The 21,597-nt window shown below is 46.0% G+C and carries 16 protein-coding genes; 9 read left to right on the top strand and 7 right to left on the bottom strand.

The genetic code is table 11. The annotated features are described in order from the left end of the window. Positions 1-3 precede the first annotated feature (3 nt). From HZB61_02255 to HZB61_02240, 4 genes are read left to right on the top strand one after another with little or no spacing between them, the layout of a single operon-like run. Positions 4-186 carry a hypothetical protein gene (locus tag HZB61_02255; protein MBI5055431.1) on the top strand — a complete coding sequence of 61 codons (183 nt, stop codon included), beginning with the start codon at positions 4-6 and terminating at the stop codon, positions 184-186. 25 nt (positions 187-211) lie between these two features. Then, complete coding sequence (locus HZB61_02250; protein ID MBI5055430.1) at positions 212-451, top strand: hypothetical protein; 240 nt, start codon at positions 212-214, stop codon at positions 449-451. Between the two features lie 23 nt (positions 452-474). Continuing rightward, the gene (locus tag HZB61_02245) at positions 475-3,615 is read left to right on the top strand and encodes a type I restriction endonuclease subunit R (protein MBI5055429.1); all 3,141 of its coding nucleotides are present in this window, start codon (positions 475-477) and stop codon (positions 3,613-3,615) included. Positions 3,616-3,661: 46 nt separating this feature from the next. Beyond that, the gene (locus HZB61_02240; GenBank protein ID MBI5055428.1) at positions 3,662-3,880 is read left to right on the top strand and encodes a DUF3553 domain-containing protein; all 219 of its coding nucleotides are present in this window, start codon (positions 3,662-3,664) and stop codon (positions 3,878-3,880) included. On the opposite strand, the gene HZB61_02235 is transcribed toward HZB61_02240, so the two are convergent. From HZB61_02235 to HZB61_02225, 3 genes are all read right to left on the bottom strand, one after another. Beyond that, a complete protein-coding gene (locus tag HZB61_02235; protein MBI5055427.1) occupies positions 3,874-6,489 on the bottom strand; it encodes a CBS domain-containing protein in 2,616 nt (871 codons plus the stop codon). The genes HZB61_02240 and HZB61_02235 overlap by 7 nt on opposite strands. A gap of 164 nt (positions 6,490-6,653) precedes the next feature. Continuing rightward, on the bottom strand, positions 6,654-8,297 hold the full coding sequence (locus HZB61_02230; protein ID MBI5055426.1) for a HAMP domain-containing protein: 1,644 nt from the start codon (positions 8,295-8,297) through the stop codon (positions 6,654-6,656). Between the two features lies 1 nt (position 8,298). Then, the gene (locus HZB61_02225) at positions 8,299-9,252 is read right to left on the bottom strand and encodes an ABC transporter substrate-binding protein (protein ID MBI5055425.1); all 954 of its coding nucleotides are present in this window, start codon (positions 9,250-9,252) and stop codon (positions 8,299-8,301) included. Positions 9,253-9,537: 285 nt separating this feature from the next. On the opposite strand from HZB61_02225, the gene HZB61_02220 reads away from it, so the two are divergent. The 5 genes from HZB61_02220 to HZB61_02200 all read left to right on the top strand — a co-directional run bounded on the left by HZB61_02220 (position 9,538) and on the right by HZB61_02200 (position 15,469). Further along, positions 9,538-11,382, top strand: a complete 1,845-nt coding sequence (locus tag HZB61_02220) for a TonB-dependent receptor (GenBank protein ID MBI5055424.1) — start codon at positions 9,538-9,540, stop codon at positions 11,380-11,382. A gap of 225 nt (positions 11,383-11,607) precedes the next feature. Continuing rightward, entirely contained in the window at positions 11,608-12,909 is a 1,302-nt protein-coding gene (gene gptM, locus HZB61_02215) for a geopeptide radical SAM maturase (protein ID MBI5055423.1), read from the top strand. A gap of 121 nt (positions 12,910-13,030) precedes the next feature. Further along, positions 13,031-13,609: a response regulator gene (locus tag HZB61_02210; GenBank protein MBI5055422.1), complete on the top strand. Its 579-nt coding sequence runs from the start codon at positions 13,031-13,033 to the stop codon at positions 13,607-13,609. Between the two features lie 429 nt (positions 13,610-14,038). Beyond that, positions 14,039-14,704: a response regulator transcription factor gene (locus HZB61_02205; GenBank protein MBI5055421.1), complete on the top strand. Its 666-nt coding sequence runs from the start codon at positions 14,039-14,041 to the stop codon at positions 14,702-14,704. 165 nt (positions 14,705-14,869) lie between these two features. Continuing rightward, complete coding sequence (locus HZB61_02200) at positions 14,870-15,469, top strand: zf-TFIIB domain-containing protein (GenBank protein ID MBI5055420.1); 600 nt, start codon at positions 14,870-14,872, stop codon at positions 15,467-15,469. Positions 15,470-15,483: 14 nt separating this feature from the next. On the opposite strand, the gene HZB61_02195 is transcribed toward HZB61_02200, so the two are convergent. The 4 genes from HZB61_02195 to HZB61_02180 form a co-directional block, all read right to left on the bottom strand. After that, positions 15,484-16,260, bottom strand: coding sequence for a TlyA family RNA methyltransferase (locus HZB61_02195; GenBank protein ID MBI5055419.1), 777 nt, complete (start codon positions 16,258-16,260; stop codon positions 15,484-15,486). A 30-nt stretch (positions 16,261-16,290) separates the two neighbouring features. Beyond that, positions 16,291-18,180 carry a 1-deoxy-D-xylulose-5-phosphate synthase gene (locus tag HZB61_02190; protein MBI5055418.1) on the bottom strand — a complete coding sequence of 630 codons (1,890 nt, stop codon included), beginning with the start codon at positions 18,178-18,180 and terminating at the stop codon, positions 16,291-16,293. 3 nt (positions 18,181-18,183) lie between these two features. Then, a complete protein-coding gene (locus HZB61_02185) occupies positions 18,184-19,071 on the bottom strand; it encodes a polyprenyl synthetase family protein (GenBank protein MBI5055417.1) in 888 nt (295 codons plus the stop codon). Positions 19,072-19,188: 117 nt separating this feature from the next. Beyond that, positions 19,189-21,444 carry a GAF domain-containing protein gene (locus HZB61_02180; protein MBI5055416.1) on the bottom strand — a complete coding sequence of 752 codons (2,256 nt, stop codon included), beginning with the start codon at positions 21,442-21,444 and terminating at the stop codon, positions 19,189-19,191. Positions 21,445-21,597: the final 153 nt, after the last annotated feature.

The following is a 21,597-nucleotide window of genomic DNA, read 5'->3' as shown; positions in this document are numbered from 1 at the left end:
TACATGAGCATATATTCCGAAACGAATCTCATCGAACAACCCGACATCAAACTCTTTCAATCTCTCGGCTACTCTTATCAGGACTGCTTCCACGAAATCTTCAGCGAAAAATGCACTCTCGGCAGGGAAACTTCAACCGACGTCTACCCATTCAAACAGGAGACATTAATAAATGATATAATTTAAAATCACGGCAATGAGGAGGATTACAATGCTTGCTTATAAAAAATATGTAACGATTAAAGACCCTGAAAACCTTGTTTTAAAAAAGCTGCCATTTCACTCAGGTCAGCGGGTCGAGATAGTGATGATTGCGGAAGATGAGAAGAAGAAAATAAGTGTACAGGAGCTGCGGAAGCTGTTTAAGAAGACCCAGAAACTTCCAAAGGTAAAGACAATCAGTGAAAGTCAGATCGCCGAAGAAGTAGCGGCATACCGGATTAGTAATTGATGCATTATCTTAGTGGATAAATAATGGCATATTATAATTATTCTGAAGCAGCCCTAATCGAACAACCCGCTATTACTCTCTTCCAATCCCTCGGCTATTCTTATCAAGACTGTTTTCATGAAATTTATGGCACAAAAGGAACCCTCGGCAGAGAGACTTCAACCGAAGTTATCATTATTCCAAGATTAAGAGAAGCTCTTCTCAAACTCAATACAGACATCCCAAACGAAGCAATCGAGCAAGCTATTGAAGAACTGACCCGCGACAGGAGCGTTCTAAATCCCGTCAATGCCAATCGGGAAATCTACAAACTCATCAGAGACGGAGTTAAGGTAAAGGTCAAACGCGAAGACGGTACTGAGGAAGATGAGACTGCAAAGGTTATTGATTTCGATAATCCTGACAGGAACGACTTCTTCCTTGCCTCTCAATTCTGGATAACAGGCGAGATGTACAAGCGCAGAGCTGATCTTGTGGGATTTATAAATGGACTGCCCCTTATCTTCATTGAGCTAAAAGCTGTTCATAAGAAACTTGAGAACGCTTTTAGAGACAATCTCACTGATTACAAAGACACGATCCCGCAGATATTTTGGTATAACGCTTTTATTGTCCTGTCTAACGGCTCGGAGAGCAGAATTGGCAGTATCTCTTCAGAATACGAACACTTCAGCGAATGGAAGAAGATTAACAGTGAAGGAGAAGAAGGAGTTGTATCCCTTGAGACTATTATTAAGGGAACCTGTGACAAGCGTAAGCTGCTCGACCTGATCGAAAACTTCATCTTATACAGCGACACAGGCGGAAGCCTTATTAAGATCGTAGCAAAGAACCATCAATTCCTTGGGGTAAATAATTCCATTGAATCATTCAGCAAGATAAAAGAAAATCAGGGACGGCTCGGAGTGTTCTGGCACACTCAGGGAAGCGGGAAGAGCTATTCCATGATTTTCTTTTCTCAAAAGATACTCAGGAAATTCGAGGGAAATTATACCTTCCTCATCGTAACCGACAGAATAGAACTTGATAAACAGATTTACAAGAACTTTGCATATGCCGGTGCAGTTACTGAACAAGAGGTCCATGCTGAAAGCGGGATGCACCTTGAACAGCTTTTGAAGGAAGACCACAGGAATATCTTTACCCTTATTCACAAATTCGGCGATATCAACTATAAGGTCTCAGACAGGTCGGACATCATTGTGATCGCAGACGAGGCGCACCGTTCACAATACGACACGCTTGCAATGAATATGAGGACAGCCCTTCCCAATGCCGCATTTATCGCATTTACCGGAACACCATTGATAGCAGGCGAAGAACTCACGAGAAAAACATTCGGCGATTACATCAGCATATACAATTTCAAACAATCGGCTGATGATAACGCTACTGTTCCGCTCTATTACGAAAACAGGATTCCCGAAGTACAGCTTAAGAATGAAGACCTGAACGAAGACCTGGAACGGATCATTGAAGAAGCCATGCTTTCTCCTGAACAGGAGGAAAAGCTCCAGAGGGAATTTGCGCGGGAGTATCACATTATCACAAGGGATGACCGTCTGGAGAAGATAGCAGCTGATATTGTCACTCACTTTATAAACCGGGGTTATCAGGGCAAGGCCATGGTGGTATCTATCGATAAACCAACGGCAGTAAAGATATATGACAAGGTTCAGAAGCATTGGCAGAAACATTTGGAGGAGCTAAGAATTAAACGGTCTGATGAACCTCAGGATAGAACTAAAGACATAGCAGAGAGAATAGAATACATGGAAGAGACCGACATGGCTGTGGTAGTCAGCAGCGAACAGAACGAGATACAGAAATTCAGAAAGCTTGGACTTGATATCGAGAAACACCGCAGGAGGATGGTCAAAGAGGATCTGGCGGAGAAGTTTAAAGACCCATATAACCCCTTTAGAATAGTCTTTGTCTGTGCCATGTGGATGACAGGGTTTGATGTGCCAATCCTTTCGACAATATACCTCGATAAGCCGATGAAAAATCACACCCTCATGCAGACCATAGCACGGGCAAACAGGGTATTCGGAGATAAGAAAAATGGTCTGATCGTTGACTATGTTGGGATATTCAGGAATCTCCAGAAGGCGCTGGCTATTTACGGCACTGGTTCCGGCGGCGGTATCGGAGAAGGTGATACTCCCGTAAAGCCCAAGAGTGAACTTGTCCGGGAACTTGAACAGGCAATTAAAGAGACGGAGGATTTCTGCGTAAAGCGTGGAGTCGACATTCAAAAGATCATTGAGGCAAATGATAAATTTGAAAAGATCAAACTGATTGCCGATGCCGCAGATGCCTTTATGGTGAACGATGATACGAAGAACAGATTTCTTCTGCTTGCGTCCAATGTCATGAAATTATTCAAGGCCATCCTGCCTGACCCTGAAGCAGGCAAGTTTTATGATAAATGTACTGTACTCAATGTCATTGCCGGCAAGATCATATCCGAAACAGGCGATGAAGTTGATATCTCAGCGGTCATGGGTAAGGTAAAAGACTTACTTGACGAATCCATTGAAGCAGAGGGGTTTCTTATCAGAGAGTCTATTGGGGCAAACAGAGTTGATTTATCCCGGATTGACTTCGAGGCATTAAGAAAGCAGTTTGAAAAAGGTAGAAAGAACACTCAGGCAGCGGGTCTGAAAGCTGCAATCAGTGCAAGGCTCAACAGAATGGTCAGACTAAACAGGGCACGGATTGATTACCTCCAGAAATTTCAGCAGCTCATTGATGAATACAACTCAGGCTCGATCAATGTAGAGATGTTTTTTGAAAGATTGATGGCATTTGTGAAAGATCTGAATGAGGAAGAGAAGAGGGGAGTATCTGAAAATTTAACGGAAGAAGAACTTGCTGTATTTGATCTGTTGAAGAAACCTGATATGACCAAAGCTGAAACACAACAGGTAAAACTTGCATCAAAAAACTTGCTAATAAAGCTGACAAAAGAAAAGCTGGTATTGGACTGGAGAAGAAAACAACAGACAAGAGCAGATGTCTTTATTACAATTGAAAAAATTCTTGATGAAATGTTACCGAACAGCTATCCACCTGACCTCTATCAACAGAAATGCAATACAGTCTATCAGCATGTATATGATTCGTATTATGGGGCAGGGAAGAGTGTGTATGCGCAATGAATACAATCCTCTTTCTCCCCCTCCGTTCTTTGTATTATAATTAATAATGCCGAGGCGGTTATATCTGAAGGTCGGAGACAGGGTCAGTCATCTCAATTACTCCGCGTGGGGCACGGGAGAGGTGGTGGAGGAGAAACATTCATCTCTCACGGGCGGTTTCTGTCTTGTAAGGATCATGTTTGAGGATGGTGAGGAGAGGTCTTTTATCAACGACCTTGAAAGCGCCCTCTGCTGCTACTACGCCGGGGTCAGGATAATCTACTGAATCTCAAATTTATCTCTCACGAACTTTATCTCTTCATCCCTGCTTTTGATCTTCCTTTCGAGCCTCGCGTCAAGTATCGCTGAAAGTATCTTTTTGTAAACCGGCCCGGGCGGGTATCCCATTGACTTCAGGTCTTTGCCGGTGAGGTCAGGTTTAATGTTCCTTAATTTCGTCAGATATAATGAGACGGCTTTTTTCAGTTCCTTCTGCCGGGCCTTTGCCATTGTGAAAAGGATGGTCTGGATATTCAGATGGCAGAGTGTATAGTAGATCTCCTTTTGAGAAGCGTTTTGCAGTTTTGCAATCGCGTTACGCGAATCGTCGATGCCGTCAAGTATTTCACGGTTTGCATTGGGAGGCACATGAAGCCTCTTCAGTGCCTTGTGCCTCTCCTGCGGGGCCAGGTCTTCGATCATGGCCATGAGAAAAAGATGAGACTTGTTGACCTCCTCTTCAAAGAAAAGTAACTTGAACCACGCGAATGTTTCCTGTATCGCCTCAAAGGTGTCTTTCAGGCTTTCTGTCACTGATATATTGGGATGAATGAACTTCAGCAGGTCCATCTCCTCCAGCTTTTTGAGCGCCTTGATCGGTTCTGTCTCAAGAAAGAGCAGGTTGAGCTCGTCGTACATCCTTGCGCCGGAGAGCTTTTCAAAAAGGTTTATCCGCACAGCGGTATTGATCAGGTTCATCGTGTGTTTGCTTATTTTGTAGCCGAACCGCTCCGAGAACCTTATGGCACGGAAGGCCCGAGTGGGGTCTTCTATGAAGCTCAGATTGTGAAGTATCCGTATGGCCTTTTCTTTAATGTCCCTCTGCCCTCCGAAGTAGTCAAGCAGTTGCCCGAACTTGTCGGGGTTCAGCCTTATCGCCATAGTGTTTATCGTGAAGTCCCTCCGGTACAGGTCTTTTTTAATTGACGACATCTCAACGGTGGGAAGGGCGGCGGGAGATTCGTAGTACTCCGTCCGCGATGTGGCGACATCGAATTTAAAAGAGTCCCTCTTTACGACAGCCGTGCCGAACCTCTTGTGGCTTGTTACCTTCGCATCGATTTTTTTCCCGAGGACCTGGGCAAACGCAATCCCGTCTCCCTCGATCACGATGTCGATGTCGAAGTTCGCTTCACCGCGAATCAGGTCGCGCACAGAGCCGCCCACAATATACGAGGAAAAGCCGAGGCCGTCCGCGACCTCGCCTGAGAGCTTCAGCAGGCTGAATATCTCAGGGGGGAATTTTGATTTCATGACCGCTGAAAGGTTCTTGCCTATGGAGGGTTTTTCGGTCAATCTTTCATATGTAAGTATCCTGTCTTTTCTCAGCAGGCTTTCATAAAGCGACCTCAGGAGGTCGGTCCTTGTTATCGCGCCTACTATTTGACTGTTTTCGATCACCGGCATGAATCGCTGGTTCTGCTCTATCATCAGCGCTTCAACGACGCTTACAGGTGTTGCGGGTTTTACAGTTGATACATCCGTGGTGCAGAACTCGGTGACCCTGCTCTTGCCGAAGCCGTGGAACAATGCCTTTTCCACGACCTCCCGCGAAATGAGCCCGTAGTAGGAGTTGTGCTTGATAACAGGCAGGACGTTTACTTCATATCTTGTCATCGTCTTTTCAGCGGTTGATACGGTGCTGCCCCAGGTAATGGTCTTTACAGGGCTTGTCATGATGTCCTTAGCGGTCCTTGTAGGATGTATCTTGTTTTTCAGGACTTCCAGTAATTCCTTTTCAGTCTCCTCAAGGGTCATGTTCCGTAGGCTTGCTGACGCTGCCTGAGGATGTCCGCCGCCGCCGAACACGCGCAATATTTCGGAGACGTCGACCTCGGGCATTTGGCTCCTTGCGATGATCTGAAGCCTGTCTTCCATTGCGACAAGGAGGAAGATCACATCAGCGTTTTCCATGTCGCGTATCTTATGGGCCATAAACGCAATGTCCCCGATATAATTGTCTCTCGACGCCTTCGCTATTTTTATTCTCGTGTCGTGAATGATGTAATCCTTTGCGGAATGCACCAGCTCATTTAAAAGGTCTATCTCCTCAGGGTTGAGTTCTTTTGTTATGAAGCTGGAAACGATGTTCAGGTTCGCGCCTTTCCTTAGAAGATAGGCGGCTGCGTTAAGGTCCCTTTCAGTAGTTGAAGGAAATATCAGGGAGCCGGTCTCTTCATAAATCCCAAGCATGAGCACCGTGGCTTCCGCCGGAGACAGAGGCAGTTTGTCTTTCCTCAGCATCTCAGTAAATATCGTTGTCGTGGCCCCGGCTGTTTCAATAATTTCCTTCTGCCCCCTTATATCATCCGCGGAAAGGGGGTGATGGTCGTAGATATGGATTGTCAATCCCTTCCTGTCCAGGATTTCGCAGAACCGTCCGACCCTCTCAGGGTTCTTTACGTCCACAAGAATCAGCCGCGTTATCTCCAGCAGGTCCACGTCTTTTATCTTTGTGAGCTCCGGCGCGATCTGCGAAGTTGAAAGAAAATCGCGGACGGTCTTTTCCTGCGAGCCGGGGAATACGAGGAGCGCGTCTGGATAATATTTCTTTGCCGCTAACATTGACGCAAGCGCGTCAAAGTCCGCGTTCAAATGAGTAGTAATCACGTCCATAATGTTTTAATTATATCCGAAATGGGTGAATTTGTAGCCGTAAATAAGCAGGAGGAGAGCCTGGAACTGTTCAAAAATGGTGAAAGGGTTGCGCAGGAGTTTTTGAAGAAATGGAATTTTAAAGACTGGAAGAAAAAGTACAGGCAGCAGCTGTTGACGCTTTCTCAATCTGCGTTATCCATCGTTTCAGGGCCTGTTTCCTGTTTTTCAGCTTCAGCGTTTGCGCAGAGAGGCAGATAAATTCTGAATGCTGTTCCTTTGCCCGGTTCACTATCCACGTATATGTAACCGTTGTGCTGGCGGACAATGCCGTAAACTATGGAAAGCCCGAGCCCTGTTCCGGCCCCCGCCTTCTTTGTCGTAAAGAACGGGTCGAATATCCTCTCCTTCGTCTGCTTGTCCATGCCGGCCCCTGTATCGGTGACACTGATCTCTGCGAAATCAGTATTTGATCCGGAGCATTTGGCCTGAAGCTCCGCTGTAAATTTCTCTCTGCCCCATGCTCTGAACTCTGAACACCGGACCCTTCTCGTCCGCACAGCCAGTATCCCTCCGCCTTGCATAGCGTCCCTCGCGTTTGCCGCGAGGTTCATCAGTACCCGTTCAATTTGTACCGGGTCAGCCAATATATTCAGGTCTTCTTCCGCAAGATCGATTTTTAAATCTATTTTTTCATGAAGGAGTCTTGTCAATATTCCCTCAATGCTGCCGGCAATGACGTTGAGATTTACGCGCTCGGGGTAGATGGCCTGCTTTTTACTGTATGCCAGCAGGCTTTTTACAAGGGTCTCCCCTTTTTCCGCGGAAGACATAAGCTGCTCAAGGCCGCGCCTGACAAAGTCCGCATCTTCTCCTCTTTGCTGGAGAAGCTCGATGTAACCGATCATCGCCCCGAGGATATTGTTGAAGTCGTGGGCGATACCTCCCGCAAGGGTCCCGATGGCCTCCATTTTTTGCGCCTGCCTCAACTGGTCTTCAAGCTGCTGTTTTTCGGAGTCCCTTTTTCTCAGGGAGTCTGCCATATTGTTGAAAGCCTCCGCCAGTTTGCCCACTTCGTCGCGTCTTTCTACGAATACTTTGTCGACCGGATGTCCCGCCCCCAATGCCTTTGCCTCCACGGTCAGGCGGCGCAGAGGTTTTGTAACGCCCCTGACTAACAAATAGGTAACGATCAGAGCTGGTATCAGAAGAAGTACTGGTATCAGGATGCTCTTTAAGAATATGCCCCTGAGATTTTTTTTCATGAATTCGGTAGTAAGCAGTATCCTGATGAACCCTGTTACCTTCATTTCACTGCTGGAAGGACCTCCATCAAAAAACAGATCTTCTTCATTGAAGGAAGGGTTTGAGATCACCGGCGCCCAGAACTCGATCTTATTCTCGTCTATGGAATAAGATATCGACCGGGATTTACTGAGCGTGTCAATGGCTCTCTCCTGCATACTGAATACGCCTTTGACGTTTTTTTCACGTGTCTCTCTGTACGGGCTCTTTTGTGTCTTCAGAACTTTTCCGTCCGCGGTAAACACCTGTACCAGCATGACTTCCCGGTTCTGTAAAATCCCCCCTACAGGGTCTTTAAGCAGGTCCGCGTTTTCAGTAAACACACCGAGTTTCGCATTATGCGCGAGCAGGCTTGAGAGCTGCCTGCCGCTGGATATAAGGTGCAGCTTTTCGGATTTGCTCTCGTGATAAATAAAAAACGCGGCAAATAAAAAATATATAATTACGATCAAACCCGCGAACAGGTAAAGTATTTTCGCCCCGAGGCTTTCCTGATTGCGCCTTAGATAGTCTGGAATTTTCATATTATTGTTTCCCGTTGATCACTTTTGCCTTATCAAGGACTTCACGGCCGATCGTGACCCCAAGTTTATTAGCTATCTTCTGATTTATTGTTATGCGCGTTTCTCTTGCGCCGGCCTTTTTAATACCTGCGGGTCCCGCCCCGGATAAAATCTTTTTTGTTATGTCCCACGCCTGCTTCCCGATGTCATACGCGTCAACTTCGAGAGATATCAACGCGCCTATCTCCAGGTATTTATCTGAGAATGTAATTACCGGCACCCGGTTTTCAAGATTAAAGAGGAACAGGAACTCAACCGTATCAGGGGCGATAACTGTCATATCAGGCAGCATCCAGAAGACGTCTATTTTGCCAGGCATATTTCTTAATGCACCGGGGACATCTTTTGAATTATGGACTTCAACAGTAATGAGCTCGATACCCTTTTCAGAGGCGGCCATACGGGCCTTGTTTACAAAATCGCCGGTCCTGTCGGGGTCGTACAAGACGCCGATGTTCTTTGCGTCCGGCAGCGCCTTCTGCAAAACGGACAATTGTTTCTCCGGCGCTACATACATATTTATCCCGGTAATATTTTCCCTGCCGGAGATCGCGGGCTGTGGGGCCAGCACCATCACGTAGACGATTGGTATATTTTTAATGTCCTTGATCTTATTCAGCGCGTCGGAACCTGCCGCAAGGATTATGTCAGGCCGCGCCTCGCGCAGTTCCTTTATGATGTCCCGGTCTTTCATCTCAGAAAGTATAAACCTTTCTACCTCGCAAACGCAGGCGTTCTCAAAGCCCTTCACAGCGTCGTTATAAGGCGGGATATTGAAGCTCTGGATGGCAATGATGTTTGACGCTGACACGGCGGAGGAAAGCAACAGGAAATATATCAGAGCGAACAGCGGAATTGTGCTGAAGTTGCAAGACCGCGCTGCGAGCCTGAGCAGCATATGGATTTTGTGTCTCATGAAATTATTCATGCCCCTTCAAAATTATTATAGACAAAGAGCCCCAAAATTGATAATAATAATCTCCGTACTCAAGCTTCATCAAGTAAATAATGAAACATCAAACCTGGAAAAAGATACTGTCCTAAAGGACAGGTGGGAGAAGGAAGGGGTCTAAGGGTGAACACAACGAATGAAGAAGCACGTCACAGCTCCAGCACATGTTACCGGTCTTTTTTATTTTCACTGTTGATTTTATCGATCATATGGCTGCCTGCTTTTGTCTTTGCACAGACTGAGGAGGAAATGCAGACCTTGCGGATGTACTTCAAAGAGGACCAGCTTGTCACCGCGCCGACGAGGGCGCCGAAGCCGTTGTCGAAGGTGGCGGAGAATATCAGTATTGTAACGGCGGCGGAGATAGAGTCGATGAACGCGCATACCGTGCTTGAGGTATTGGAAAGGGTAACGGGCGTGTTCGTTAATTTTGGCCTTGGCGGACATGATTTCGGGGGAGGGGGGTTTATATATATTCAAGGCTCAGAACATAGACACATACTCGTATTGCTTGACGGCATGCCCTGGAATGCTCTGGCAGGAGGAATAGTAACTCAGCCAATCCCCGTGAAGATAATAAAGCGCATGGAAATCATCAAAGGCCCGGCTTCATCAGCATGGGGATCGTCTTTAGGCGGAGTGATTAACATTGTTACAAAGGATGCAGGAGACTCTGTTGTCCCTTCAGGCTCTGTCAGCGGTTCAATTGGCGAGAGGGACACGCATGATTACAGTGCCGAGGCAGCCGGCAAGGCAGGCATTGCCGGGTATTATATATATGCGGGGAGGCAGGACTCTGATGGATTGAGGGACAACAGATCCTTTGAAAATGACAACATTTACGGGAAACTCGATATTCCTTTTTCTTCTGACATAAAACTTTTGCTTACTGCAGGTTACGGCGATCCCCATGCAGATACGGGAGACCTGCCGAGCTCGGACCTGGCGACAGGGACTATTGAACGCGCCTTTTTCACAACAGCGACGTTGTCAGCCGGGATTACGGACAACCTTAGTTTTGAGGCGTCTTATTACACATTCAAGCAAAAGGGCATTTCGAATAGCGATATCCTTAGCACAGGCGAGATGTTTGTTCATGAGATATATGACGAGGAATCTGCGGGGGGAAGCGCCAAGCTCATCTATAGGAACGAGGCACATACCGCGGTTGCCGGTTATGATGTCAGCCACGGAAAGCTGGACCATACAATTGACTCAGGAGACCTTGTGCAGTCCTTTGGCGCGCCTGCACATTCTGTAACGCATCCCGGCATGAGCAAGTGGGCGGTGTTTTTTAACGACACAATATCCATCGGCAATTTCTCGATCACGCCAGGTATAAGGTATGACAAAAACAACGTCAGCGGCGACTTTACCAGCCCGAGCATCGGAGCGACATACAAGATCGGCAGTCACACCATTATACGAGCATCTGTTGCCAAGGGGTTCTCGACGCCGTTGCTGGCGTCGATGTCAGGCGGGGGATTATTCCTTGATCCTAACCCGGACCTGAAACCGGAGAAAATCTGGTCTTATCAGGCAGGTGTTGAAACACGGGCAATGGATGTTCTTACCTCTCGGCTTACCTACTTTCACCACGAAATGAAAGAGGCCATAGATTTTATTCCGTTCGCTGGGGGACCTCCAGCGTTTAATGATAAGTTCTTTAACCTCGGAGAGATAAAGCGAGATGGAGTAGAACTGGATATGGAAACGGTCTCATTTTATAACATAACTGTAAAGGCCGGGGTTGGATATGTACACAAAACACTTGACTTTGAAACAGATACAACTGGAGATGACTCGATATATAACTATGCTTACAACCTTGCCCTGCTATATGACGACAGAAAATCCTTCTCAGCGCGGCTTGACGGGCATTACATATGGTGGGACACTGAGTCGTCCTCTATGGCAAGATATGACGATTTTATCTGGGACCTGAATCTCCGGAAGGGGATTTATTCCAAAGAAAAAATTAACGCTGATGTTTTCCTGACCGCACATAATCTCTTTAACGGTTCACAATATGACTTTGGTGACAGGAAGAACCCTCGCAGGTGGACGGAGGCAGGAGTTAGGATAAAATTTTAATTGACGTAGAGCATTTTTTGTGTAGAATAAGGAATCCTGTTTGCAGGATAAATCTTTTTACAGGAGGGAATATGAAAAAAGAAGAAATCATTGTGCTGGAAGAGGGCGTAAGTGTTGATGAGTTGGCAACCGATATGGCGTGCTGCAAGGCTTCTCCACAATCAGCAGTAAGATAAGTAAGGTTTTGAAGGGGAAGATAAGCCTCCCCTTTTTTTATCAAATCAAATGAAACTCTCTCACTATACAAGAGTCTACCCCTTTGAGGGGAAGCCCGGCTATCTGCTCCTTTACTCCACAAAGAGATCATCAAAGGTTCTCTTAAAAGAAGAGACATTCAATTCCATAATAAATGGCAGCCTCTCTCCTGCAAACGAAGCAGTCCTGTTAAAGCTCGGTATGATCGTCCCTGACGTTGAAGCTGAAAAGCGGGAAGCGCTGGGGATGTTAGATGAGATCAACGCGAAGAACCGGACATTGAATGTTTCTGCCATAATCAACCTCGACTGCAACTTCAACTGCGTGTATTGCTACGAAGGTGGCATGAAAGGCAAGTTCTACATGACTGATGAGACGGCAGGGCTTCTGACAGATTTCATCAAAAATAAATTTACTCCCGGCAAGAAAACTATCAACATAGACTTCTACGGCGGGGAGCCGCTGTTGAGCACGGGTCTCATTAAATCCATCTCCGGGGAGATGAAGTCTTTTGCAGAAAGCAATGAGGCAAAATATACTTTCACTCTCGTTACAAACGGCTCTCTTTTTAAAAGGCGGATCGCGGAAGAGCTCGCCGGGCTCGGTCTGAGAGGTATTAAGGTAACCCTTGATGGGACTCCTGAAATACACAACACAACCCGTCCGTTTAAGACAGGGGCGGGAAGTTTTGACACTATTGTGAACAATATCCGAGAGACCTGCGATATTGTGAAGATCGGCATCGGAGGCAATTACCAAAAAACAAACTTCAACAAGTTCCCCCTCCTGTTTGTCTATTTTGACGAAAAAGGGCTCACCCCGGAGAAGATACATGAAGTGAATTTTAATCCGGTGATGGAAAATCCCAAAGACATAAAAGCTCCCGTTGATTATGCAGACGGGTTTATGTCCGTCAATGAGCCGTGGGTTGCTCAAGCGGTGGTGTCGTTGAGAGAGGAAATCTTGAAAAGGGGCTATAAAACGGCAACTATTTCCCCGTCGCCATGTCAGGTGGATGTTACTGATTATTTTGTGGTCAATTACGACGGCGGCATCTACAAGTGCCCTTCATTTATCGGGAGGAAGGGTTTTGAAACAGGCACTCTTCTACTCGGTGTGGCAGATTACGCCGATTCTCATAGTCCCCTAATGTGGAAGACCGGAGAATGTCCTGAATGTGAGTATTTGCCGCTGTGTTTCGGAGGCTGCCGCTACATGACTTACGTGAGAGACGGGAATATCAGCAAGGTTGATTGCAAGAAACCTCACCTTGACACTGTCCTTGAGACACTCATCAAACAGGACATAAAATATAAGGTATTGAATCATTGACTTAGAAAATCTCCCCTGACCCCTCTTTTTCAAAGAGTGGAATTATTTCGGGTTGATTTAATCCCGCAGTTTCTTAATAATAAGCTATTAGCTTCCTAAATAAGCAGGTGTATGTCAGGATATGGAAAAAATACTGATCATTGACGATGACCGGGAGATGCGAATGCTCCTTTCGGATATTGTAGCCTTTCAGGGATGTGAAGCCATTGCCGCGAGTGACGGCATCCAGGCCCTGAAAGAATTCAGCGCACATTCGCCGGGGATAATTTTGTTAGACATCAGGCTTCCGGGGATTGACGGGATGGAAGTGCTGAAGGAGATCAAGAAGGCAAACAAGAACGCAGTAGTGATCATGCTGACCGGATACGGGGAAATAAAGGACGCTGTGCAGGCGATAAAACTGGGCGCGCTTGATTATATTACCAAGCCCATCAGGAATAATGAGATAACAACAATTATCAAAGAAGCTGTCCTTATCCGCCAGAGCAGCAGTAATGCCCACGGTATTTCAGTGCGGGAGCAGGAAGTGCTTAACTGGCTGATAGAGGGAAAGAATTCAGACGACATCTCTCTGATCCTCAATATAAGCGCACGGACTGTGAAATTCCACATCAATAACATCATGCAAAAACTCAACGCTGTAAACAGGGCTCAGGCAGTAGCGATCGCAATCGAAAAAGGCATAATCGCCCCCCGGTAGCCCTCATCCACTTTCCTAACCACGCCAAAACCATACCTGTCCTTTCGGACAGGTGATTTTATCGGGCTGTTCCGCTAATATCATATAGCTTGTCAGTATGCCATTGCATGTTTGTTAAGAGTACATGCCGGGCTACTGCAAAGGGGGGCAATTATGGAAGAGAATACAGGGACACATAGCAGCCGAAACAGAGCGGAATTTAAAGTCAGCGCAGACACGTTAACTAAGGCAGATAAATGCCAGATGAATTTTTCCTGTCTGCAGGGTGAAAAAGAATGCCTTTGCGAAATCGAGGAAGGCATTAATAACAAGATTATTTTTATAAAGCCATCCAACAGCAGTCTTTGTAATTACTCGATGTCTTTTGGTTATTCCAGTACTTGCAATTGTCCTGTCAGAAAAGAAATTTATAGAATTTACAGGGTATAAGTGAAACAGGGATCAAAGCATAAAATATTTATAGTTGACGACCATCCCTTACTGCGCCAGGGGCTTGCGCAGTTTATTGATAAAGAGACGGGATTTATTGTTTGCGGCGAAGCCTGTGACTATAAAGGTGCGATACAGGGAATTGAAGAGCTCCAGCCTGATATCGCGGTCCTTGATATTTCTCTTGGACAGGGCAGCGGGCTCCGGCTTATGGAGGATTTACGAAATCTTCATCCGTTAATCTTGATTCTGGTCTTTTCCATGCATGATGAATCCGCATATGCAGAGCGCTGTCTCAGGGCAGGCGCCAATGGATATATTATGAAGACCGAGGCCCCTGAAAAAGTTATATCGGCAATAAGGGCCATCCTGAATGGAGAAATATACGTAAGTGAAAAAATACAGAAAAATATTATAAACAAGTTGGCTCCCAACCAGTTTGAGGTCCAAAGTTCTCCTGTTGCGTGTCTCAGCAACCGCGAGCTTGAGGTGTTTCAGTTGATCGGCTTCGGAATGAAGACACAGCAGATCTCGGCAAAATTAAATCTCAGCGTTAAAACCATAGAGACATACATTGACCATATCAAACGGAAAATGAATTTCAGGAACTATCATGAGCTGCTGATGTTCGCAATTCGCCAGGCCATGAGCGAAAATATGGTTTGATTCTTTATAAGTAGTGCCTGATTAGACGCGCTGTTTGTCTGTCATTCTGGCAGTCTTTAAGCCGGAATCCAGTTGTTTTTAACCTTCAAAAAACCTCGTCCTGTTCTCTTTTCCCGGACTCAAGAAATTTCAAACAAAATTCGAATTAAATACAGGTGAATGCCGATGACAGAAAATAAGACAAAGTGCTGCGCCCACTGCGGGAAAAATATAAACGTGAAATACACAACCTGCCCTCTTTGCGGCGGGCAGAACGGTGAAGATATCAGGCCTGCTCCTCCGGTGTGCCCGCGCTGCAAAGTCGATCTAAAGCTGATTGGAAAAGACGGCGAGGAATATGACCTCTGTACGCAATGCGGGGGGCTGTGGCTTGATAAGGTAGAATTTCACCGCTCAACCAGAGAGTCTGATGTCTACCGTAACGAGAACTTCAAAGATGAATATCAAAAAGGCCCCGCAATAGATACGGTTGAATATGTGCCGTGCGTCAGGTGCGGGAAATTGATGAACAGGAAGAACTTCGGCCAGATATCAGGCGTGATAATTGACGAGTGCAGGAAACACGGGGTGTGGCTTGACGGCGGGGAGCTTGAGAAGATAAGGCATTTCATTGCCGACGGCGGCCTCGAAAAAGTTCAGGACCTGAAAATAGAGGAAAACAGGGCCGAACTGCGGGACCTCGCAACAAGGGTCGCAGATGTTGATTTTACGCAAAGGGTCATACACTTCTGGGACTGGAAGAGATGGCTTTTTCGCGGCTGGTAATTGTGCGCTGCCTGTTATGTTTTTTTCTTCAGATATATAAGATACTCCACATTTCCTTTTGGCCCCTTGATCGGGGAAGCGGTTACTCCTTTTACATCAAGCCCCATTTTTTCTGATTCGCTCTTTATGTTTTCTACAACCTCAAGCCGTTTGCCTTCATCCTTCACAACCCCTTTGCCGACGTCTTTTCTGCCTACCTCGAACTGCGGCTTTATCAGGGCGATTATTTCGCCGGATGGTTTTAGAAACTTCATAACTGGCGGTATGACTTTCAGAAGAGAAATGAAAGAGACATCAATGGTCGCGATATCGATTCTGTTTTCCATAAGTTCTTCCATGCGCTGACTTCTGACTTCTGACTTCTGGCTTCTGACTATCTCTTCGAGATATCTGATATTTGTTTTCTCAAGCAAAATAACGCGCGGATCGTTTCTCAGCCGCCAGTCCAATTGTCCGTACCCGACATCTATTGCGTAAACTTTTTTTGCGCCATGCTGGAGCAGGCAGTCAGTGAATCCCCCTGTTGATGCGCCGGCGTCCATTGCTGTTTTGTCTTTCACATCTATGCCGAAAGTGTCTATCGCGTGTTTGAGCTTTAACCCGCCGCGGCTTACGTAGGGTATTTTATTTTCTAACGCCAATGCATCGTCAGGGTTTATCAGCGCGCCTGCCTTATCAACGACAAGGCCGTTTACACGGACATTGCCTTCAAGGATAAGCGCCTTTGCCTTCTCCCTGCTTTCAACAAGGCCTTTGTCAAACAGCAATTGGTCGAGCCGGATTTTTTTCATTGGAAAAATAGAATGGACAGGATTTTGAAGTTAACCCTGTTTTGAAATTTTTCTCTTGTCGCCGATCAGCGCAAGGGCTTCTCTTGCGATGCCTTCCGCATCGAGTCCGAGTTTTTTTCTTAACAAACCCTGCGAGCCGTGTTCGATAAAAGCATCGGGGAGGCCTAACAGTTTAATTTTCAGTCCCTCAATGTCGGACAGGGAAAGCTCTTCCAGCACAGCGCTTCCGAAGCCGCCGGCGACCGCGTTCTCCTCGACTGTAAGGACATGTTTGATATTTTTTGCAAGGCGGAAAATTAAATCAGTATCCAGAGGCTTTACGAATCTTGCATTGACCACACACGCGTGGACACCGGCCTCTGCAAGAAGCTGCGCGGAGGCCTCGGCTGGAGTTACTGTGCTGCCTATGGCTATGATCAGGATATCGTCCCCATCTGTCAAAACTTCTGCTTTGCCTATTGGAATAGTCTTTAAATCATCATGCCCCTGATCTTCGATTGCCGCTCCCCTCGGATATCTTATTGCGCTGGGGCCGTCGAGGGACAACGCGGTCTTTAACATGCATTGCAGTTCATGACCGTCTTTCGGGGCCATGACGATCAGATTGGGAATATGCCTCAGGAATGATATATCAAACGAGCCGTTGTGTGTAGGGCCGTCGTCTCCAACTATGCCGCTTCTGTCAATCGCAAAAACCACAGGCAGGTTTTGCAGGCACACATCATGGATAATTTCATCATAAGCCCTTTGCAGGAAGGTCGAATAAATTGCCACGACAGGCTTTAGCCCCTGGGTTGCAAGTCCAGCGGCAAAGGTTGCGGCATGAGGCTCGGCAATGCCCACGTCATAAAATCTCTTCGGAAAATTATTCACAAATTCCGAAAGTCCCGTGCCTTCCGTCATCGCGGCGGTTATCGCTACAATGCGGCTGTCATCTTTTGCGAGCCTTACGAGACAATCACCGAAGATATCGCTGTATGATTTTTTGCCTGAAGAACGCAGCTCGCCTGTTTCTATATCAAACGGGCCGACTCCGTGAAAAATTCCGGGATTCTTCTCCGCGGGCTCATAGCCTTTCCCTTTTTTCGTGATCGCGTGTATCAGGACAGGCCCCGGAAAATCTCTGAATCTTTCCAGGGTCTCAATAAGTGAATCTATCTTATGGCCGTCAACGGGGCCGACGTATTCAAACCCCAATTCTTCAAAGAGAAGGCCGGGAACAAAGAACCCTTTGACCGTGTCTTCCGCCTTTTGCGCTATTTTTAATACAGGCTCCCCGAACGTCGGGATGCGCTCTAAAAACTGTTTGGTTTCCTTCTTGAATTTCGTATATAAGTCCCCCATCATTATCCTGCGGAGATAAGCGGAAAGTGCGCCTACATTGGGAGAGATGGACATCTCGTTGTCATTCAGAATGACGATAAGGTCTTTCTTTAAATGTCCCGCGTGGTTCAGCCCTTCAAAAGCGAGGCCCGCGGTCATTGCGCCGTCGCCGATAACTGCCGCAACCTTGAACTTTTCCTTTTTCTGGTCTCTTGCCACGGCTATGCCGAGCGCTGCGGATATTGAAGTTGAGCTGTGGCCCGTGCCAAAGGCGTCATGCGGGCTTTCCGTTCTCCTGGGAAATCCGGAAATGCCGCCGTATTGCCTGATGCTTGAGAAAGAGTTATATCTGCCGGTCAGCAGTTTGTGCGCGTAAGACTGGTGCCCGACATCCCAGATTATCTTGTCTGACGGAGAATTAAAAACATAATGAAGGGCTATGGTGAGATCAATTGCGCCGAGGTTTGACGCGAGATGTCCGCCGTTGGTCGCCACCGTCCCGATGATTATTTCTCGCAGCTCGTCCGCAAGCTCAGTTAATTCGGCTGCTGAGAGTTTTTTGACGTCTTCCGGAGATTTTATTTTTTCTATTAACATGCATTAATTCCTTCTTGATAAAATATATCCTGCGATCTCCCTCAATGGGTCTGCCTTGCTGTCAAAGCATTTTAACGCCTTAACGGAGTCATTTACAAGCCGTTCTGCGATCGCCCGTGATTTTTTTATTCCGAAGGCTGATGGATATGTATTCTTGCCTTTTGCCTTATCAGCACCGGCTGTCTTGCCCAGCTCTTCTTTCGTGCCTGTAATATCAAGGATATCATCCACAACCTGAAATGCAAGCCCTGTCTTTTCCCCGTATTCCGTCAGGGCCGCGAGTTTTTCCGGAGAGGACCCGGCCATTATAGCGCCGATGCGGACAGAACCCCTGATGAGCGCCCCTGTCTTATGTGTATGAATATATACGATGTCGTCCTTTTTCACCTTTTTGCCTTCAAGAAGGATGTCTACGGTCTGCCCTCCCACCATGCCTTCCGGGCCGCTGGCGTATGAGAGTTCCCGGATTACTCTTATAAGTTTCTCCGGGTCCGCGTCAGTATTGGAAATAATGTTAAAGGCGTCTGTAAGCAGCGCATCGCCTGCAAGTATGGCGGTAGCTTCGCCGAAGGTTTTGTGCGCCGTAGGTTTATTTCTTCTGAAATCATCATTGTCCATGGCAGGCAGGTCGTCATGTATTAATGAATATGTATGGATTAATTCGATGGAAGATGCTACCGGCAGAATATTATTTGATCTCCCTCCAACTGCCGCATAACTTGATATTGCCAAGACGGGCCTTATCCTTTTTCCGCCCGCCAGCAAAGAGTAGTCCATTGCCTCGCTGAGTTGTTCCGGACAATCCTTCTGCTTTTTTTTGGAAGCAATATATTTTTTGAGAAAATTATCTACGAGCCGTTTCTTTTCTTTTAAATAGAGATCAAGATTCATTTTGAAAATAAAAATTACCTGCCTGAATATAAGAGCGTTTTAAATTTATCATAGTATACAAAATATTGACTGCTTTTGGGATTACAGGTATGAAAATGGACCATTACTGAGGGTAATTTATGTTGTGTGTACTATCCGGGTGAATGAATATACGACCTGAGGGTCAAACTGTGTGCCGGCCCCTGACTTGATTTGCTCCAGGGCGTCTTTTTTATTGAAGGCTTTTCTGTAAGGCCTGTCTGATGTCATCGCAGTGTATGAGTCCACCACGGCAAGCACCCTTGCCATGAAAGGGATGACGTCGCCCTTCAATCCGTCAGGATAGCCGGAGCCGTCATATCTTTCGTGGTGATGAAGGATGCCCTCTTTGACTGTTTTGTCTGTCTCAATAGGCTCAAGCAATCCGACTACAGGGAATGGATGGGTCTTTATGAGCCGCTGTTCAAAATGAGAAAGCCCTCCAGGTTTCCTGAGGATAGTTTCATCCAATTGCGTCAGTCCCAGATCATATAGCGATGAAACATAGATCGCCAATCTTATTTCATCCTCGCTGCATTTCATGTTCTGCATTAATTTTAAAATGAGGTCCGCTGTTTCCCCGGTTTTCTTCCCGTATTGTTTCGCTGCGTTATGGAGGTTCTCCATACTTCCGGTTATTCGTTTAAACCCCGCATCACTGATTTTGCCGCTCTTTAATTTTTTAATAATTTGCGCAAAACGGTCTGTTAAAGTGGATGCGAAGTAAAGGTCTTTTTTGTTAAAGGGTTTGCCGCTTACTTTATTATTGAGATTTAAAACTCCGATTACCTTGCCGTCAATTGTGACAGGAAGACAGAGGAGAGATTTTGTATTATATTGCGCCGCGCTTCCCCCCCCGGGCTTTGGAAGAGTTTCAATGTCTTCAATCAGTAAAGGTTTATTTTCAGCGGCAACCCGCCCTGCGATATTATCTTCCGGCCTGGTCCTGGTTTCCCTTATAATGTCCTCGTCAAAGCCGATAGTGCTCCTGATCATCAGCTCTCCGGTCATTTCGTCGTAAAGCATAAGAGAACATTTGTTAAGGTTCATTGTTTCAGCAGTAAACGACAGGAACAGCTTCGCCAGTTCGTTAATCTCAGCGGAGCTGTATTCCTGCACGCTTCTTGGAAAAGTGATGTGTACGGTAATTCCAGCAGGTGCATTAATTACTGACAGGGCGCCCTTATGAAGCCCTATGGTTTTTTGGGAAAGATAAAACTTAAGTTTATTTTTAATTTCATAAACCTCTGTCCAGATGGAACGTTCATCAAAAAGAAACGGCAGCTCAGTATCAGGGATTTTCCTCCCCTTAATAAATAATTCTACATCTACAGTAGAGTCTTTGCCTGTTACCTTCAGATCAATTGTGTCTCCCGCTGCCGTATACCTTGTAATGCCGTCAATAAGATGTATAAGTGACTGGATCAGGCGTATCTTATCTCCGATGATATCGGGGAGGGAATCAGGACACGATGCTTTGATTGAGATGTTATTTTGCGCCAGGATGTCTTTAACGATCTTTGATGTAATCACCTCTTCAATAATAACTTTGAAACTCAAAACCTTTTGGTTAAGGAAGGGCCTTTCTTTTTCGAGTACGGAAAAGTTGAGAAGCCCGGTAAGGAGGTTTATCAGCCTGTTTGTCTCGTCGGATATTATATTGATGAATTCGTTTCGCTCTGCTTCCTGTGCCCTTTTTTCTTTGAGGTAATATACAGCACCTGTGATCGAATTCAGCGGGGTCCTGAATTCGTGAGACATTGTCGCAACAAATTCGCTCTTTAACCTGTCGGAATCAATAAGCACCTTGTTTCTTTCATCCACCTCTGAGGTCTTTAACCGCAGTTCATTCATCAGGCCGGCATATTGCAGCGAGACGGCTGTTTGAGAAGCAAGGATATTGATTAAATAAAATTCATCTTCCGTAAAAGGGGTGCCGTCTGTTTTATCGGTTATATTAATAACACCAAACGGCTTGTCATGAATTATAATAGGGCATGAAATGAATGACCCTGTTTTATATTTGCCGTCGCTTTTTTTTCTGAACCTCTCATCGGTTTTTAAGTCTTTCACCAATACGGGAAGTTTTTCTTTTGCAACCCTGCCACAGATATCTTCACCCAATTTTATTTTTATAGTAGGGATGACCTCATGGTTTATGCCCTTAGAGGCCTTAACGACTAACGTGCCGTTTCCGTTTGACAATAAAATAGAACCATTAAGGGCTTTCGTATAGCTGAGGGCAAGGTCAAGTATGAGATTTGTGATGGAATCTACATTTTCGGTTGAGGTCACTACGCCGATAATTTCATTTATGATCGCAAGCCTTGATTCGTGATTATTTTTTTCCGCCATGTATTCATCTTTATTGATAGTTATAAGTTATTAAAGAATGAATAGTCCAATCTAAGTATACTGGTTGCAAGTTTCTTTCCACTTTGTAACTTCTTGAAAAATCAAAAAACGAATTCTAAAATTGTTTATTAAAAGTCGGATTTCCTTACATTG

This window comes from Nitrospirota bacterium, from assembly GCA_016214845.1.
In the GTDB taxonomy this organism is placed as follows: Bacteria; Nitrospirota; Thermodesulfovibrionia; order UBA6902; family UBA6902; genus SURF-23.
The sequence above is the reverse complement of the archived record's forward strand: the minus strand, read 5'-3'. Positions and strand labels throughout refer to the sequence as shown.